At 68.7% G+C, this 16,137-nt stretch carries 16 protein-coding genes and 3 pseudogenes; 12 read left to right on the top strand and 7 right to left on the bottom strand.

Going from position 1 to position 16,137, the window contains the following annotated elements; all coding sequences use genetic code 11:
* Window positions 1-83: 83 nt before the first annotated feature.
* The 3 genes from ACFYXM_RS30465 to ACFYXM_RS30455 all read right to left on the bottom strand — a co-directional run bounded on the left by ACFYXM_RS30465 (window position 84) and on the right by ACFYXM_RS30455 (window position 2,320).
* The gene (locus ACFYXM_RS30465; protein WP_389294192.1) at window positions 84-761 is read right to left on the bottom strand and encodes a CBS domain-containing protein; all 678 of its coding nucleotides are present in this window, start codon (window positions 759-761) and stop codon (window positions 84-86) included.
* A 362-nt stretch (window positions 762-1,123) separates the two neighbouring features.
* A complete protein-coding gene (locus tag ACFYXM_RS30460; protein WP_389294190.1) occupies window positions 1,124-1,501 on the bottom strand; it encodes an Hsp20/alpha crystallin family protein in 378 nt (125 codons plus the stop codon).
* Between the two features lie 354 nt (window positions 1,502-1,855).
* Entirely contained in the window at window positions 1,856-2,320 is a 465-nt protein-coding gene (locus ACFYXM_RS30455; RefSeq protein ID WP_389294188.1) for a universal stress protein, read from the bottom strand.
* Window positions 2,321-2,800: 480 nt separating this feature from the next.
* Here ACFYXM_RS30455 and acsA point away from each other — a divergent pair, with 480 nt between their 5' ends.
* The 5 genes from acsA to ACFYXM_RS30430 are packed head-to-tail and all read left to right on the top strand — an operon-like array spanning window position 2,801 to window position 8,260.
* Complete coding sequence (gene acsA / locus ACFYXM_RS30450; protein WP_389294187.1) at window positions 2,801-4,591, top strand: acetate--CoA ligase; 1,791 nt, start codon at window positions 2,801-2,803, stop codon at window positions 4,589-4,591.
* A gap of 25 nt (window positions 4,592-4,616) precedes the next feature.
* Window positions 4,617-5,684: a pyruvate dehydrogenase (acetyl-transferring) E1 component subunit alpha gene (pdhA, locus tag ACFYXM_RS30445; RefSeq protein ID WP_389294185.1), complete on the top strand. Its 1,068-nt coding sequence runs from the start codon at window positions 4,617-4,619 to the stop codon at window positions 5,682-5,684.
* Window positions 5,681-6,682: an alpha-ketoacid dehydrogenase subunit beta gene (locus ACFYXM_RS30440; RefSeq protein ID WP_389294184.1), complete on the top strand. Its 1,002-nt coding sequence runs from the start codon at window positions 5,681-5,683 to the stop codon at window positions 6,680-6,682. The genes pdhA and ACFYXM_RS30440 overlap by 4 nt, the downstream gene beginning before the upstream one ends.
* Before the next feature lies 1 nt (window position 6,683).
* On the top strand, window positions 6,684-8,012 hold the full coding sequence (locus ACFYXM_RS30435) for a dihydrolipoamide acetyltransferase family protein (RefSeq protein ID WP_389294182.1): 1,329 nt from the start codon (window positions 6,684-6,686) through the stop codon (window positions 8,010-8,012).
* Complete coding sequence (locus tag ACFYXM_RS30430; RefSeq protein ID WP_389294180.1) at window positions 8,009-8,260, top strand: acyl carrier protein; 252 nt, start codon at window positions 8,009-8,011, stop codon at window positions 8,258-8,260. The genes ACFYXM_RS30435 and ACFYXM_RS30430 overlap by 4 nt, the downstream gene beginning before the upstream one ends.
* Window positions 8,261-9,234: 974 nt before the next feature.
* Here the strand turns inward: ACFYXM_RS30430 and ACFYXM_RS30425 are convergent.
* Both ACFYXM_RS30425 and ACFYXM_RS30420 read right to left on the bottom strand, forming a co-directional pair.
* Window positions 9,235-9,624: pseudogene (locus ACFYXM_RS30425) on the bottom strand (transposase); the annotation flags it as partial.
* A pseudogene (locus tag ACFYXM_RS30420) lies at window positions 9,588-10,365 on the bottom strand (transposase); the annotation flags it as partial. The pseudogenes ACFYXM_RS30420 and ACFYXM_RS30425, both read right to left, overlap by 37 nt.
* Between ACFYXM_RS30420 and ACFYXM_RS30415 the strand changes: the two are divergent.
* A pseudogene (locus ACFYXM_RS30415) lies at window positions 10,366-11,007 on the top strand (IS3 family transposase); the annotation flags it as partial.
* Between the two features lie 53 nt (window positions 11,008-11,060).
* Here the strand turns inward: ACFYXM_RS30415 and ACFYXM_RS30410 are convergent.
* On the bottom strand, window positions 11,061-11,849 hold the full coding sequence (locus ACFYXM_RS30410) for a hypothetical protein (protein WP_389294178.1): 789 nt from the start codon (window positions 11,847-11,849) through the stop codon (window positions 11,061-11,063).
* 178 nt (window positions 11,850-12,027) lie between these two features.
* Between ACFYXM_RS30410 and ACFYXM_RS30405 the strand changes: the two genes are divergently transcribed.
* From ACFYXM_RS30405 to amaP, 5 genes are read left to right on the top strand one after another with little or no spacing between them, the layout of a single operon-like run.
* On the top strand, window positions 12,028-12,459 hold the full coding sequence (locus tag ACFYXM_RS30405; protein WP_389294177.1) for an Asp23/Gls24 family envelope stress response protein: 432 nt from the start codon (window positions 12,028-12,030) through the stop codon (window positions 12,457-12,459).
* A 38-nt stretch (window positions 12,460-12,497) separates the two neighbouring features.
* On the top strand, window positions 12,498-12,719 hold the full coding sequence (locus ACFYXM_RS30400) for a hypothetical protein (RefSeq protein ID WP_389294175.1): 222 nt from the start codon (window positions 12,498-12,500) through the stop codon (window positions 12,717-12,719).
* Window positions 12,720-12,724: 5 nt separating this feature from the next.
* The gene (locus ACFYXM_RS30395; RefSeq protein ID WP_389294173.1) at window positions 12,725-13,177 is read left to right on the top strand and encodes an Asp23/Gls24 family envelope stress response protein; all 453 of its coding nucleotides are present in this window, start codon (window positions 12,725-12,727) and stop codon (window positions 13,175-13,177) included.
* The gene (locus tag ACFYXM_RS30390) at window positions 13,174-13,857 is read left to right on the top strand and encodes a DUF6286 domain-containing protein (protein WP_389294171.1); all 684 of its coding nucleotides are present in this window, start codon (window positions 13,174-13,176) and stop codon (window positions 13,855-13,857) included. Before ACFYXM_RS30395 ends, ACFYXM_RS30390 begins: the two co-directional genes overlap by 4 nt.
* A gap of 8 nt (window positions 13,858-13,865) precedes the next feature.
* Window positions 13,866-14,462: an alkaline shock response membrane anchor protein AmaP gene (gene amaP, locus ACFYXM_RS30385; protein WP_389294169.1), complete on the top strand. Its 597-nt coding sequence runs from the start codon at window positions 13,866-13,868 to the stop codon at window positions 14,460-14,462.
* Here amaP and ACFYXM_RS30380 read toward each other — a convergent pair.
* On the bottom strand, window positions 14,459-15,277 hold the full coding sequence (locus tag ACFYXM_RS30380) for an IS701 family transposase (protein ID WP_389294168.1): 819 nt from the start codon (window positions 15,275-15,277) through the stop codon (window positions 14,459-14,461). The genes amaP and ACFYXM_RS30380 overlap by 4 nt on opposite strands.
* On the opposite strand from ACFYXM_RS30380, the gene ACFYXM_RS30375 reads away from it, so the two are divergent.
* A partial coding sequence (locus tag ACFYXM_RS30375; RefSeq protein WP_389294166.1) for a transposase occupies window positions 15,264-16,137 on the top strand: 874 nt, incomplete at its 3' end. The two genes, ACFYXM_RS30380 and ACFYXM_RS30375, sit on opposite strands and share 14 nt — an antisense overlap.

Raw genomic sequence — 16,137 nt, 5'->3', positions numbered from 1 at the left:
ATGTCGCCAGGAAGGTCCCTGAGACCTTTCATGAGTAGGCAGAAGGGCCGGGTGCGCGACTCCCACCCGCTTCGGCGGTCCTGTCACTGTCCGCCCTCGGGTGTGGCCAGGGGGCCGGACTCGCCGGTGAGGTGCGGCTCGACGCCCACCACGCCCTCCACGGCGCTGGCGAGGCGCACGGCAACCGAGACGAGCGAGGTGTCCTGGACCTGCCCGCGGAGAGTGACGACTCCCTCGTACACATTCACGTGGATGGTGTGGCTGAGAGCGGGAAACAGGTAGGACACCACCGTGCGGCGCACCTCTTCCTCGATGTCCTTATCCGCTCGCAGGAAGACCTTCAGCAGGTCCCCGCGGCTGACGATGCCCTTCAGAATGTCCTCGTCATCGACCACGGGAAGGCGCTTAACATGCCTCACTGCCATGATCCGGGCCGCCTGGGCCAGCGTGACGTCGGGATGCACCGTGATGGCGGGCGAGCTCATGACCTCCTCTGCGGTCGCTGCTTCCGCCTTGGTGATGTCGGCCAGACGTTGATGCTGCCCGTACAAGCTCTGAGCGCCGTTGCGGAACTCCTCCTTGGGCAGCAGATCGGCCTCGGAGACCACACCGATGACGCGTCCTTCGCCTTCCAGAACCGGAAGGGCACTGACTTTCCATCGCCCCATGGTCCGGACGAGCTCCTTGAAGGGGGCGTTGCGCCTGACGGCGACCACCTTCCGGGTCATCACATCGCTCACGATGTGCGGAGTTGCATGCACGTCCGGACCTTCCTTCTTTCGCCCATCGGGGCACATCGCCCGCGCCGTAGGACGCGTACAAGTTCGGCAGCCGCACTCTGGCGGCTCTGACCCGGTCCGCCCACCCCGGCCACATGGACAAACAGAGTGCGATCAAGTGCCGGGCCCGTTTCACACGTGCGGGCGGGAAACCGCCTAGGAAAGGCGGGGGTCTTACCGCATGATGTCGGCTTTGTTGGTGACCGCGGTGTGCACGTCGTGGATAAGGTCGCGCTGTGCCTCGGCGAGGCCGCAGAGGATCGGCAGAGCTGTATCGCGCGTCCAGGCGTGAGTGGCATCACGGGACGTGGGGAAGGATGCCCGGCCCCACGTTTCTCTCCACCTCATGCTTGGGTGATCTCGATGTGGTGCGGCCTGGCCGCCTGGCCCTTGGGCGCGGTGATGGTCAGCACCCCGTCGACCAGTTCCGCTGTGATCTCTTCGGCTTTGACGTCCGCAGGCAGCAGTGCCCAGTACTCGAAGCGCCCGGTACGCCGGGTGCTGCGGCGCAGGATGCCCTCGCGCTCGCACTGCTTGTACTCACCGGTGATGCACAGGCCCCGGCGGCGGGCGTGACGCTGGCGGCTTGCAGGAAGCGCGTCATCCGTTCGAAGAGGTCGTCGAACTCGGCGGCGGTCGGCTCTCCCCAGCTCAAGGCCGGGAGCGGGCGTTCCAGGAGCGGGCCGGGCCGGTGGTGTACGGGCAGGGTCATCGCGGTTCACCTCCACGAAACGACAGCCTTGCGTTGATTTCCATGCTGCGTGGTCTCGAATCGCCCCGCGAATCGGGCGGCTTGCGACCGTGCCGCAGCACCTTGAGTGCAGGCTTCGCGCTTCAGCACCTGGTCAGGGCTGAGCACGTGGACGAGCTGTCGGGCGACGGGCCTTCGGCCTGACCCGGCCGGTACGTGGTCCATGCCGTTGTGTGCCCTTCGGTATGGAAACTCCCCGAAGCCGCTGAGGGATGGGCCGCGGCTCACCGGGCGCCCCAACAAAGGTGTAGACCACTGAGCGAAGCCCCCAGGTAGGACGTCGTCCGCCCCTGACATACGTGCCCTCCCGGTCGGGACGGGCTGTTCACGTTTCATGGGTATGGCTGCGGATGACGACGACGGGGCAGGGGGCGTGCTGCACGCAGTGCTGGCTCACCGAGCCCAGAAGTGCCTCGGTGAACCCTCCGTGGCCTCGGTTGCCCACGACCAGCATTCGCGCTCCTGCGGCGGCATCGAGCAGGACGGCGGCCGGGTGTCCGTGCGCCGCGCGGGCGTGGATGGGGACCGGCCGCCCTGAACTCGGGCCGAGGGCCTGGTCGATCGCCTGGTTCAGGAACGTACGCGCCTGCGCCTCGTAGTCCTCCGGCTTCTTGTCCGTGGGCGGCGCCAGGCCGTACCAGGATGTCGGGAATTCCCAGGCGGTGACCGCGTCGACCACCCCACTGGTCAGCTCCGCCTGATCGACCGCCCACCGCAAGGCTGCCTTCGACGGTTCGGAGCCGTCAATGCCCACCACGATCCGCGGAGCGGACGGTGCCTCATCGTTCATCACGCACCTCCTGGTCGTGCTCGGCTTCTTCCGCCGTTTCCGTCTCCTCTGCGGGGAGTGCCTCGGTGCCGGGGACTGCTTGGGGCAGAGGGCCCGGCGACGGGGCGGCCGGTCTCAGGCATTGTGTGTTCCTTCTCATGCGGCGGCACGCCATGCGTGGCAGTTTGAGTACAGCGGAACCATGAGGAAGCGGTGACTGCCATACGAGCCCGTCCCGGCGATCGCCTTGTCGTTGGGGCGTCGGCTGGAAGCCGCCGAACGGGTCGCGGTCCTGACCCGACTCGCCGAGCAGATCAACGGGTGGTCTCGGTGGTCAACCGTGTGACCGTAAACCCGGCGGGTTCGGTGCCCGGCGTGTCCCGGCACCACCGTTCCCGGGCCGGCCGCCGCACCCGGAGACCAACGGCTGCCGCCCGCAACAGGCACGACGACACGTCCCGCACTGCTCCGGGAGTGCGGACCGAGGACGAGGACCCGGTCATGGACAACCGTGTCATCCATCAACGGCCGACCCCCGGGTTCGCCATCGAGCTCCAGGACTATGAACGGGCCCGTGCCGAATTCACCTGGGAAGAGGCCCGGTCGCGGCTGGCCGGACTCCCCGGCGGGGGGCTCAACATGGGTTACGAAGCCGTGGACCGTCAGGTCGCGGCGGGTCTGGGCGGGCGCGAGGCCCTACGGTGCGTCACCGCCGGGGACAGGGTCTCTCGCGTCAGTTACGGCGAGCTCGCCCGCCTCACCGGGCGATTCGCCAACGCGCTCACGTTCATGGGGGTGGCCCGTCAGGAGAGGGTGTTCACGCTGCTGGGCCGCTGCCCGGAGCTCTACACGACGGTTCTGGGCACGCTGCGCGGGGCGAGGGTGCTGTGCCCGTTGTTCTCGGCATTCGGACCGGAGCCCGTCCGGCAGCGGCTGGCGCTGGGCGACGCGCGCGTTCTCGTCACCACCGAGGAGCTGTACCGGCGCAAAGTGGCGGACAACCGGCACCGCCTGCCGTCCCTGGAACACGTCCTGCTCGTCGGTGCCGTCGAGGATCCGCCACCCGGAACGGCGTCGTTCGACGAGATGCTGAGACGGGCTTCGCCCGAGTACACCGTTCCGCCCACCTCGCCGGAGGACATGGCACTGCTGCACTTCACGAGCGGTACCACCGGCGCGCCCAAAGGAGCGGTCCACGTCCACGAGGCGGTCGTCGCCCACCACGCGACGGCAAAGTTCGCGCTCGATCTGCGCCCGGGGGACGTCTACTGGTGCACGGCTGACCCCGGTTGGGTGACCGGTACCTCGTACGGGATCATCGCTCCGCTCACGCACGGGGTCACCGTGGTGGTGGACGAGGGCGAGTTCGACGTGCACCGCTGGTACCGCATCCTGGCCCGCCAGAGAGTCTCGGTCTGGTACACGGCACCGACGGCGATCCGCATGCTGATGCGTGCCTCCCTCAGTAGCGCGCCGAATGGGCTCCCGGGGCCATACGACCTGTCGGCCCTGCGTTTCATCGCCAGCGTGGGAGAACCGCTCAACCCGGAAGCGATCCTGTGGGGGCAGGACGTCCTCGGACTGCCGATCCACGACAACTGGTGGCAGACGGAGACGGGCGCAATCATGATCGCCAACTTCGCCTCCGGCGACATCCGTCCGGGGTCCATGGGACGCCCCCTGCCCGGTGTGGAAGCCGGTCTGCTCGAACGCGGCAAGGACGGGCGCGCCGAGGTCACTGCGGGGCACGTGCGTGTGATCGGTGAATCGGGCCGGGTGGGGGAGCTCGCACTGCGTCCGGGCTGGCCCTCCATGTTCCGTGGCTACCTGCATGACGAAGCCCGCTACGCGGCGTGTTTCGCCGACGGCTGGTATCTCACGGGCGATCTCGCCAGTCGGGACCAAGACGGCTGGTATTGGTTCGTGGGCCGTGCCGACGACGTCATCAAGTCGGCGGGGCATCTGATCGGACCGTTTGAAGTGGAGAGCGCGCTCATGGAACACCCGGCCGTCGCGGAGGCCGGGGTCGTCGGCCGTCCGGACCCCGTGGCCGGTTCGGTCGTCAAGGCATTCGTGTCACTGCGACCAGGGTGTACCCCTGGCATGCCGCTGAAACGCGAGCTCCTGGCGTTCGCACGCCGACGTCTGGGGCCGGCCGTGGCCCCCCGGGAGATCGAGTTCGAGCAGGACCTCCCCAGGACACGGAGCGGCAAGGTGATGCGCCGGCTCCTGCGCGCCCGGGAGACCGGACTGCCCGAAGGGGACCTGTCCACGATCGAGAAGCCGGAGTGAACCGCCCACGAACGGAGGCACGACGATGAGCGGCACCACCGCGCGCACCGAACGACCTGCCCAGCCGCCGGTGCGCAGAAGTACACGCAAGAAGGTCGGCACCACGGCGGAGCGGATCACTTCCGATTCCGGGCACCGCCTGTCGCTGCTGCGGGCCATGCTCGTCATCCGCCGGTTCGAGGAACGCTGCGTCGAGCTGTACAGCAGCACGAAGATCCGGGGGTTCGTCCACCTCTACATCGGCGAGGAGGCCGTCGCCGTAGGCGTCAACGCCGCCCTGCGCCAGGAGGACGCGGTCGTGTCGACCTACCGGGAACACGGACACGCGCTGGCCCGCGGGGTGCCCGCAGACGCGGTGATGGCCGAGATGTACGGAAAGGCCACCGGTTGCAGCCGCGGGCACGGAGGCTCCATGCACCTGTTCGATGCGGATCGCCGCTTCTACGGCGGCAACGCGATCGTGGCGGGCGGACTGCCTCTGGCCGCCGGGCTCGCGCTCGCCGACCGGATGCGTGGAAGCGCACGTGTCACCTGCTGCTTCTTCGGCGACGGAGCCTTCGCCGAAGGCGAGTTTCACGAGACGGCCAATCTCGCGGCGCTGTGGCAGCTGCCCCTGCTGCTGGTGTGCGAGAACAACCTGTACGCAATGGGGACGAGCCTGGCCCGCGAACACGCGCAGACCAATCTTGCGATGCGTGCCGCGTCCTACGGCATGCCTGCCTGGACCGTCGACGGCATGGACGTGCTCGCCGTCGAATCGGCCGCCGACCGGGCCGCGGAATCCGTGCGCGGGGGCGGCGGTCCGCACTTCCTCGAAGCGCAGACGTACCGGTTCCGCGCCCATTCCATGTACGACCCGGACCGCTACCGGCCCAAGTCCGAGATCGAGCAGTGGAAGAAGCGGGATCCGATCCAGGAGCTCGCCGACCGGATGCGCTCCGCAGAACATCTCGACGACAGCACGATGCGGCAGATGGAACAGGATGTGCTCGACGTGATCGAGCGCGCCGTCCAGTCGGCGGAGGACGGACCGACAGAGCCCGTCGCGGACCTGCTCCGCAGCGTGACAAGCGCAGCAAGGGACACCTCATGACCACACGCCGGACATCCACGAGCACTCCACCGCCCACGACGTACCGGGAAGCGCTCCGTGAAGCACTACGCGAAGTGCTGCGGGACGAACGGGTGTTCCTCATGGGCGAGGACATCGGCAGATACGGCGGCTGCTTCGGAGTCAGCCTCGGACTTCTGGAGGAGTTCGGCCCCGATCGCGTCCGCGACACTCCGCTCTCGGAGTCCGCGTTCGTCGGCGCGGGCATCGGTGCCGCGATCGGCGGGATGCGGCCGGTGGTCGAGATCATGACGGTCAATTTCAGCCTCCTCGCAATGGACCAGATCCTCAACAACGCGGCCACCCTGCTGCACATGTCCGGCGGGCAACTGAACGTGCCCGTGGTGATCCGCATGACCACGGGGGCCGGGCGGCAGCTCGGCGCACAGCACTCCCACAGCCTGGAAGGCTGGTACGCCCACATACCGGGCATCCGCGTCCTCGCCCCGGCGACCTTGGAGGACGCACGGCACATGCTGGCGGCCGCGCTCGCCGACCCGGACCCGGTGCTGCTCTTCGAGCACGGCAGCCTCTACAACGCCGCAGGCGTTCTCGACCCCGCAGTCGAGGCCGTCGACCTCGACCGTGCGGCGGTGCGCAGGCCCGGCACGGACGTCTCCGTCGTCACCTACGGCGGCTCGCTGCCGAAGGCCCTGGCCGCCGCGGACATCCTCTCCGGCGAGGGGGTCAGCGCGGAAGTCCTCGACCTGCGCGTCCTGCGCCCGCTGGACGACGCAACGATCATGGAGTCCGTGGGCCGCACCCACCGGGCCGTGATCGTGGACGAGGCCTGGCGCAGCGGAAGCCTCGCCGCCGAGATCTCCGCACGCATCACCGAGCAGGCGTTCTTCGACCTCGACGCCCCGGTGCAGCGCGTGTGCAGCGCGGAAGTGCCCATCCCGTACGCCCGGCAGCTTGAGGAGGCGGCGCTGCCCCAACCGGCCTCCATCGTCGACGCGGTCCGCCAGGTGGTGAGCTGACATGCCCGAGTTCACCATGCCTTCCCTGGGCGCCGACATGGACGCGGGAAGACTGCTGGAGTGGCTGGTCGGCGAGGGCGACACGGTGTCGAGGGGCGACGTCGTAGCAGTCGTCGAGACCTCCAAGTCCACCATCGAGGTCGAGTGCTTCGACTCGGGAACCGTCAGCCGCCTCCTGGTCACCCCGGGTACCACCGTGCCGGTCGGCGCCCCCCTCGCGGTCATCGACACGGCGGCCGAGCCAGTCGCCCCTGTCGCCGCACGGGGCCTGTCGGTTCGGCGGGGCGAGACCGGCCCGGCACCCCTCGGCCTCGACGCCGACTCCGTGTCGACGCCCCTGACGCGACACCTGGCGCGGGAGAAGAACGTCAACCTGGCCACCGTGCGCGGCTCGGGCAGTGGAGGGCGCGTCACCCGCGCCGACGTGGAACGGGCGGCGTCCCGGCCGCGAGGCCGCGTCCCGGCGTCGCCGCTGGCCCGTCGGCTGGCGGAGTCGCTGGACGTGGACCTGGGCCGGGTCCGGGGAACGGGACGTCATGGTGCCATCAGAGCCGACGACGTGCGTGCCGCGGCGGAGCAACGCACTGCGCGTTCCCACGCCCGCCGCCCCACAGCGGAGAAGCATCCGGGGCCGGTTCCCCCGCGGTCGGCCGGGCCCGCTACGGAGGAACCAGCCCCGCGTGCGGCGATCTCCGCTCTGATGGCGCGCGCCAACCGCGAGATACCGCACTACTACCTGTCCACGACGATCGACCTCGCGGCCGCCATGGCATGGATGCGCGACCGGAACGCGAGCAGCCCCGTGCAAGAACGCCTGGTACCCGCAGCCCTGCTTCTGAAGTCCGTCGCTCTCGCAGCACGCCAGGTACCCCGGATGAACGGCTACTGGAAGGACGACAGCTTCGCGGAGGCCGCGACCGTGCGGCTCGGCGTCGCGGTCTCGCTGCGCGGTGACGGCCTCGCGGCACCGGCGCTCGCGAACGCCGACACCATGACCCTGCCGGAACTCATGGCGGCGCTCAGGGACCTGGTCTCACGGGCCCGTGGAGGGCACCTGCGCGCCTCGGAGACGGCTGATCCCACGCTCACGGTGACGAATCTCGGCGACCAGGGAGTCGAAACCGTCTTCGGGGTGATCTACCCGCCGCAGGTGGCGCTCGTGGGCCTCGGGTGTGTCGTCGAGCGCCCCGTGGCCGTGCACGGGATGCTCACGGTGCACCCGACCGTGACAGCCACGCTCTCCGCCGACCACCGGGCGAGCGACGGCGCGACCGGCGCCCGCTTCCTGACAGCACTCGACCGACTGCTCCAACGACCGGAGGAACTGTGAACCAGGACAAGGCCCTCGAACTGATCAAACAGATCCTGACAGATGTGGTGCCCGGCGCCGACATCTCAGCACTCTCACCCGACGAGGACTTCCGGGTCGCACTGGAGATGGATTCGCTGGACTTCCTCAACTTCGTCGAGCGCCTGAGCGGGCGAACGGGCCTCACACTCCCGGAGAAGGACTACCCCTCACTGACCACGCTCAGCGGCTGCGCGGACTACGTCGCATCGCGGACGTCAAGCGCGTAGGTGCCGGCCGACGGTCTGGCCGGAAGTCTCAAGGCACTTCACTCGCGTCTCCGGTCGCGGCATGCCACGGAAACATGACATCCTCAGTGGAGTTCCGCCCGCCGACGGCCACCTTGCTCCGTGTCCGGACCCGTACGGGCGGCTCCGGACACGCGGGGCGGAAGAAGCCAACCGCTTCTCGCGGTTCCCGATTGTGCGGTGCGCGGCCGTGAGCCGCTTCTCCGCATCCTCGAATCAGGCTCCCTCCGCACATTTCATTGAAACACGGTTCCCGCCGTTCGGCAGGGCCGAATGGTCGCTTCCGATGCGTCCGGTCCTGGCATCGAGCGGACGCTGCCTGCGTCGGAGCGGGACGAAGCCGCGTATGCTCCGGACAATCGGCGCGGGCCCGGCCGTGCCGGCACAGGGTCGGCGCGGCCGGGCCCGCAAACCGTGGCCGACACGAGCGGCGTCCACTGGGATCACGCGTCCAACGTGATCGGGCCGTCCGGAATCCATCCTTCGACATAGCTGGTCATCAGCGCACCGAGTTCCGACGGGAACACATCCCGGCTCCCGAGTTCCGTGATGGGCTACCAACGGGCAGTGGGGCGGGTGGTTTGTCTGTTCCGATTCGTTCATTGCTTACAGGTGATTCGTGCACTGGATCTTGAAGGACTGGGTACATTCGCGTGCCTGTGGGGGATGGGGGCGTGCAGGCCGAGACGACTTGCCGCTTACACGCGGGTCGCGAGGACCTGGCCCAGACCGATGCCGCCGCAGCCGCCCATGACGGACGCGTCGGCGGCCGGAGTGGTGGCCAGACGGGCCTGTCCGGATTCACACCGTCGTACGCGGCGGTCGGCTGAGAGACGCCGACTCCCCCCACCGGTCTGCCGGGCGGCCCACCCGGACCTCGGTCGCGACCCCGACCATGCGGGGCGGGCAGAGGGTCGGCTCTGCACGTGCTGAGAAGCCGCGTTCCAAGGCGGTCCGGCGCGGCAGTGTTCACGGTCATCGGTCCAGGACGCGGGCAGGTACAGCTCCCGGTCGATCAGCGTGTGACCGGCATCAGTGGCATAGGCCAGGAATGTGCCGACCTGGCTGTTCTCGACCCGACCCGCCATGCCGGTGTACTGGCGCTGGACCCCGGCCGAGCGAATCCCCCTCTTCAGGAAACCGGTGTCGTCCACGACGAGCACCGCGTCCTGGTCGCCAAGGTGTCCGATCACGAACTCCCGCACGTCATCACGGACTTCGTCAGCATCCCAGTCACACGTGTTGAGCAGCTGCTGCAAGCGGTCCGGCGGGTCATGCCCCGCCTGCTCGGCGACCGTCCGCGCGTTCTTCCGCTCCAGCGACGACACCAGCCCACGCATATAGGCAGGGTCTGCTTCATCTCCCGGTAGTCGTGTTCAACGCGCCAGCGGAGCTTGGCCAGGCGGACCAGCGTGGTCAGCGGGCAGGTCGGAGAGCCAGAAATGGACCGGCTCGGGCGCGGTGGCGGGCCACTCGGCCAGCAGCCAGCACGTGGGCAGTTCCGGACCGTCGATGGCCTGCCGGATCTCGCGTCCGGCGGGCCGGATCCTCAGGGCGACGAACCGCGAGTACATCCGCTTCAGGCCGCTCTTGCTCTTGCCGGGGCGGGATCCCTCCCGCCATTGCACGGGTTTGGCCGCCTTCCGGCCCGCCGCGATGACCAGCTGCTTCACCGACTGTGGCTTGGCCGGGTACTTCGCCACCGGCGGCCGTCCGGTCCCGCAGTAGGGCTCGGTCACCGGCACCGCTTCGCCGGGCTGGACCGAAAGCGTGGTAAAGATCCCCACCACATAGTTGAGGCCACGGGCCTGCACCCCGTGCCGGAAAGCGGCGGCGTCTGCGTATCCGGCATCGGCGACGGCCAATGGCACCTCGATCCCCCACGAGCGGGTCTCATCGAGCATGTCCAGGGCCAGCTGCCACTTCTCCACGTGCCCGACGTCCTCGGGGATCCGGCACGCGGTGCGGCGGGCGACCTTATGCGGATCCGCCTTCGGCGAGCCGGGCGCCCAGGTCTCCGGCAGGAACAGCCGCCAGTCGACCGCCGCCGATGCATACGCCGAGGCCAGATGCAGCGACACACCTACCACAAGCGCGTCGGACGGGTGATGCGCACGCACGGCATCGCCGGACTGCGGCTGCGCAGGCGCCAGGTCACCACTGTGCCCGAGCCGTCTGCCGCTGCCCTGCCGGACCTGCTGCGGCGCGACTTCACCGCTGCGGCACCGAACACCAAGTACGTCGGAGACATCACCTACCTGCCAGTGGGCGACGGCGAGTTTCTGTATCCGGCGACCGTGATCGACTGCTTCTCACGCCGCCCGGTGGGCTGGGCCATCGCCGACCACATGCGCACCTCGCTGATAAGCGATGCTCTCCAGGCCGCCGCAGCCACCCGTGGCAGCCTGGCCGGAGCCATCTTCCACAGCGATCACGGGTCGCAGTACAAGTCTCGTGAATTCGCTTCCGTATGCGCCGAGTTGGGAGTGAGCCGGTCCATGGGCGCGGTGGGCACATCGGCGGACAACGCCCTCGCCGAGTCGTTCAACGCAGCCCTCAAACGCGAGACGCTCAAGGGCACCCGCCGCTTCGAGGACGCCCGCGCCTGCCGCCAGGCCGTCTTCCGCTGGCTCACCCGCTACAACACCCGCCGACGGCACTCGGCCAACGGACAGCAAGCCCCGATCGTCCACGAGCAGCAGTCAGCTACCCTGACACTTGCCGCATAACGACACGAATGGTGTCCACCCTCAAGGGACAAGGCCCGTTACCGGTATTGAGCTTAGGCCGCGGTTTCTGCGATGAGGACGGCGGCGGTTACCGGGCCCGAGGTGTCACTGGTGGCTGCGTCGGCTACCGCCGCCCGGACAGCGAGTGCTACTTCCAGCGGGTGGTACCCGGGTGCGACCGCAAGCTGGACCTCGATGTGCCGGCCTGGTGGATGGTCATGTTGCTCCACTTTGACCGGACGGCTTCCCAGCACGGCGGTGAGGCGGGCCACTCCCGGAACAGCCGCTGCGACATCGGCGAGCTCCCCGATGAGGCCCCGCATGGGTCGCGTTCCGGTCGTTGGGAGCGAGCTTCGCGCGGCTGCAGCCTCCGGTGGGGGCCCCATGGCCTTCTCTGCGGTCTGTGGCCTGACGCCTCTCTCCGGGCCTTCGTGGAGATCCGTGACGCGCAGATCAGCTGCCTCAGTGGCCAGACCGAGCCTTTCAGTGGCCACGTTGAGCAATGCGTTCCTCAACTGCTCCGCGGTGCGGGGCAGTGGCTGCCCCATGAATGCTGTGAATGCCGCCTCGATCCTGAGCGGGCCAGGCGGTAGCGCGCTGGCCGGCGGACGGACGGACGGCTCGAACACGGGCCCGAGCGATGCCGGTCCGATGCGCAGGCTTTCCAGCCAAACGCCGGGAATCTCAGCGGCAGTGCGTCCGAGGGCCAGGACGGCCGCTTGCTCGGTGATCCACGTCCCGTCGTCAGGCCCTCCGACAGGGAGCAACCGACCCAGGTCGAGCTGGCGCCGTACTGCCTGCATCCACGCCTCAGTTTGCACCGGCCTCTCACCCTCTTCCATGGCCGCGGTTCTCTTCCTCTCACATTGCGCCCTGACTCCGCAGTGCCCCTGCAGGGGCACTGCGGACCACTCGTTGGACCACCCCGTCTCATGACCCACACCTCTGATAAAACCCACTAAAACGAATATAATCCGATTAAAGAGTGCTAGGTGATCTCCTTCAGGGAGGAACAGCCCGATGACTGAGAACACCGGCGGAAAGCACGGCAGCGCGCCCGGCTCTCGCGGTCGGACGACCATTGCCGACGTAGTGGTAGAGAAGATCGCCGGAATGGCGGCACGCGATGTGCCCGGCGTCCATGCCCTGGGCAGTGGATTCGCACGCTCGATGGGATCCATGCGGGAGCGGATTCCCGGCGCCGGTAGTGGCAGATCCGTCACGCGCGGGGTCAGTGTCGAGGTGGGAGAGGTACAGGCGGCCATCGATCTGGAGATCGTCGTCGACTACGGCGTCTCAATCACGGACGTGGCCAGTGACGTGCGCGAGAACGTGATCTCCGCAGTGGAGCGGATGGCGGGCCTGGAAGTCGTGGAAGTCAACATCGCGGTCAGCGATGTGAAGCTGCCCGACGAGGAGGACGAAGAGGAAGAGCGGCAGCGGGTTCAGTAGCCAAGGGGGAGCAGCCCGCTTGAGCGAAGGAGCGCGTGATGAGCAAGGCTGTGGTCGGCTTGATTGCCGGAATGGCACTGGGCTTCGCCGGGTACTTCGGTGGCTTCTGGGCCTTCCTGCTGGTGCTGGTATTGGGCGCCGTCGGCCTTGTCGCCGGGCGCTTGATGGAAGGTGATCTCGAGCCGGGTGACTTCATCCGCCGCCGCCATGACGACCACCAGCGGATGCGCGATAACCGGCGACAGGCTCGGGGAGACTGACGGCAGTGACCAGTGACGTCGATCGCCGGCCGGGCATTCCTCGCGGAGAGCGGGGTGCGACCACCGTCTCCGACCATGCCGTCGCGAAGATCGCTTCCCACGTGGCCCGCGAGGCGCTGAGCCGGTTCACCGATTCGGCCCGCCATGTACCGCCCGGCCGCCGGACACCACGCGTGACGACATCTGTGCGGCCGGCACCGGAGCGCAACGAGCACGCCGCAGGACGGGGCGGCGATCCCGCCAATAGCCGTCCAGCCCTGCTCGGCGAAGTACGGATGCACATCGCCGTGGAGCTCGGCTATCCGTCCGACATCGGGGCTCAGTGCGCTGCGGTGCGCCGCGAGATCATCGAGCGGCTCAGAACATGGACCGGCATGGACGTGTCCGAACTCACGGTGTCGGTCGAGAGGCTGCACTCGGTGCACTCGCGGCATAGAGACCGGGAGAGAGTGAGATGAGCGCGAACACCAGGCGGCAGCCGACCGGCGAAGGCAACATTCCCTCCGGTACGGGACATGCGGCTTCGTCCCCGGGCGACCCCCCGGGCACGGGCGCGACGGCAGCGGTCCATAAAGCGGGCCGGCCGGCGCGCCGCTTCTGGTGCGCGCGACGGATCCCCGCAGCCATTGTGGCGCTGCTGTCCGTCGCAGCCATTGGGCTGCTCCTGTACGACGTGGTCTCGGTGCGGGCAGACCGCCCCGGGATGAGCTGGCGACAGCGACTCGCCGAGGAACTGGCCACACGACCACTGCATGACATCTGGATGACCGTCGGGGCCGCAGTGGCAATGGCCCTTGGCCTGTGGCTTTTCCTGCTGGCAGTGACGCCGGGACTGCGCAGACTGCTACCCATGCGGCAGCCCACCGGAATCCCCAGAACAGGGGAGGTCCGCGCCGGGCTCCACCGCCACGCAGCCGCCCTGATTCTGCGCGACCGAGCCGTACGGGTGTCCGGTGTGCAATCGGCACGGGTCGATGTCGGCCGCCGGAAGGTCAAAGCCCGGGCACAGGCCCATTTCCGCGATCTCAACGAGGTCCACGCGGATCTGGACGCCGCGCTGAGCAAAGCCGTGGCGAACTTGGGTCTCGCCCAGCAGCCCAAGCTGGACGTGCGCGTCCGGCGCCCGAAGAAGGGGTGAGATGTCCCATGCTAAAGGCAGTGAACCGGGTGCTGCTGGGGCTACTCGGCCTTGGACTGTTCGCCCTGGGTGGCGGTGTGCTGCTGGGTGGGCTGGATCTGCAGCGCCACTGGGGATTCGACGTGCCGGGCTGGTGGCCCTTCCGAGGTCCGAACGATGTCGTGCTGGGCACCGAGGGACGCACCCGATGGCGGGAAGAGGACTGGTGGTGGCCGACCGTCATTGCGGTGCTCGCAGTGCTTCTCGCCCTGCTGCTGTGGTGGCTTCTGGCGCAGCTGCACAGACACCGGCTGGGCCAGGTCCTCATCGAGAGCGAAGGCGACGCGGCGGCCCGACTCAATGGCCGTGCGCTGGAGGACGCAATCGAGGAAGAGGCGCAGGTCCTGGACGGGATCTCGCGGGCTCATGTGCGGCTGACGGGTCGGCGTGCTGCTCCGGCCGCACGAGTACGGCTGTTGCTCAGGCCTCACGCAGAACCGGCGCGGACTCTGGAGCAACTGAGCGGGGAAACGCTCGCACACGCACGGGACTCGGCAGGCTTGGACCGCCTTCCGTCGGATATCCGGCTCCGGGAAGTCCGCCACCGCGCCCGCCGCGTCGCCTAATACTCCAGTGTGGTTTCGTGATCTATCCAGCGGGTTCGTCGTCGGTAGTGGCTGCGGCGGGCTGTTGCCTGGTGGTGTCTGCGCCAGTTGGACCAGTGCAGCAGTCTGGCTGTAGCTACGGCTGGTGGTCTGAAGACGGTGACGAGTAGGTGTCGGATCTCCGGGACGGTCAGCGTGATCGGATCGCGGCTGCGGGCGAAGTGGTACGTGTCTGCGGGTGGTTCGGGTGCCGCGTCGGCGGCGAGGGCGGTCAGGAAGGCCAGGGCGAGCATGGCGAGGGTGATGTGCCGGTGCCACGAGGTCCAGTGTCTGACCTGGTAGTGGTCGAGTCCGACCTGTCCCTTGGCAGTTTGGAAGCACTCCTCCACGCTCCAGCGGGCACCGGCGACACGGACCAGCTCGGCCAGGGGTACTTCGGTGGGTGACCAGCACAGGTAGAAGGCGAGTTCGCCGGTGGTGCGGTTGCGGCGGACGAGCAGGTGGTGGCGGTTGCCGGTTCCGATGCGGATCCAGGCCCAGTCGTAGTAGCGCGGGCCCTTCGCGCCGATTCCGGCGCTCTGCCGTTGCCAGGCGGTGACCGGCAAGCGCCCGACGACGGTGTCCGCCCGCAGGGAAGTGCGGCCGTGGTTGATCCGTACCCGTGTCGAGCAGGCGACGGCCAGCACGTAGCCGGTCCCGCGTGCCTCCAGGGCGGCACGCAGCTGCGGGTCCTGCCCGTAGGCCTCGTCACCGGTCACCCACGGTGCCTCCACCCCGGCGTCCAGCGCGGCGGCGATCATCTCCCAGGCCAGACGTGGCTTGGTGGCGAACCGCACCGCCTCGGGTATCCCGGCAGCCTCGCGACGCTCGGCATCGGTGCACCAGGCCAGCCGGGGACGGGCGTTGATCGACCGGCGGCTTTACCTGCCCGAGGACTCCTGGTGCTCCGATCCCGAACGCCGCCACACTGCCGGGATACCCGATGAAGTGCAGTTCACGACCAAGCCCCGCCTGGCCGGGGAGATGATCGCCGCCGCACTGGACGCCGGGATCACCGCTTCCTGGGTGACCGGCGACGAAGCCTACGGCCAGGACCCGCACCTGCGTGCCCGCCTGGAAGAACGCGGCATCGGCTACGTCCTGGCCGTCGCCTGCTCGACCAGGGTGCGGATCAACCACGGCCGCACCCCCGTCCGCGCGGACACCGCCGCAGGCCACCTGCCCGCCACTGCCTGGCACCCGGCAGAGCGTCGGCCCTGGTGCGAAAGGCCCGCGCTACTACGACTGGGCCTGGATCCACATCGGCAGCGACAGCCACCGCCACCTGCTCGTCCGCCGCAACCGCACCACCAGGGAACTCGCCTTCTACCTGTGCTGGTCACCTGCCACGGTCACCCTTGCGGAGCTGGTCCGCGTCGCCGGTGTCCGCTGGAGCGTCGAGGAATGCTTCCAGGCCGCCAAGGGACAGGTCGGACTCGACCACTACCAGGTCAGACACTGGACCTCGTGGCACCGGCACATCACGCTCGCCATGCTCGCCCTGGCGTTCCTGACCGCCCTCGCTGCCAGCGCGGCCCCCGACCGGCTCGCCGACCCGCAGCCCCCCCCGTTACCTTTTTCGTGCCCCGCAATGGGGCGCCTGGCCCCCGGGTCCGGTATGGCTGTGTGCCCCCTGTCGAAGTCGATGACCTGGGGG

This window comes from Streptomyces sp. NPDC002476 (assembly GCF_042889785.1).
Lineage (GTDB): Bacteria > Actinomycetota > Actinomycetes > Streptomycetales > Streptomycetaceae > Streptomyces.
This window is presented reverse-complemented; position numbering and strand designations above follow the sequence as displayed.

Bases quoted from the DNA above. Each gene is read 5' to 3' on its own strand.
- ACFYXM_RS30455 (WP_389294188.1), bottom strand. From the start codon at position 2,320: ATGAACGATGAGGCACCGTCCGCTCCGCGGATCGTGGTGGGCATTGAC.
- ACFYXM_RS30390 (WP_389294171.1), top strand. From the start codon at position 13,174: ATGAGCGCGAACACCAGGCGGCAGCCGACCGGCGAAGGCAACATTCCC.
- amaP (WP_389294169.1), top strand. From the start codon at position 13,866: ATGCTAAAGGCAGTGAACCGGGTGCTGCTGGGGCTACTCGGCCTTGGA.
- ACFYXM_RS30440 (WP_389294184.1), top strand. From the start codon at position 5,681: ATGACCACACGCCGGACATCCACGAGCACTCCACCGCCCACGACGTAC.
- ACFYXM_RS30410 (WP_389294178.1), bottom strand. From the start codon at position 11,849: ATGGAAGAGGGTGAGAGGCCGGTGCAAACTGAGGCGTGGATGCAGGCA.
- ACFYXM_RS30435 (WP_389294182.1), top strand. From the start codon at position 6,684: ATGCCCGAGTTCACCATGCCTTCCCTGGGCGCCGACATGGACGCGGGA.
- acsA (WP_389294187.1), top strand. From the start codon at position 2,801: ATGGACAACCGTGTCATCCATCAACGGCCGACCCCCGGGTTCGCCATC.
- ACFYXM_RS30400 (WP_389294175.1), top strand. From the start codon at position 12,498: ATGAGCAAGGCTGTGGTCGGCTTGATTGCCGGAATGGCACTGGGCTTC.
- ACFYXM_RS30405 (WP_389294177.1), top strand. From the start codon at position 12,028: ATGACTGAGAACACCGGCGGAAAGCACGGCAGCGCGCCCGGCTCTCGC.
- pdhA (WP_389294185.1), top strand. From the start codon at position 4,617: ATGAGCGGCACCACCGCGCGCACCGAACGACCTGCCCAGCCGCCGGTG.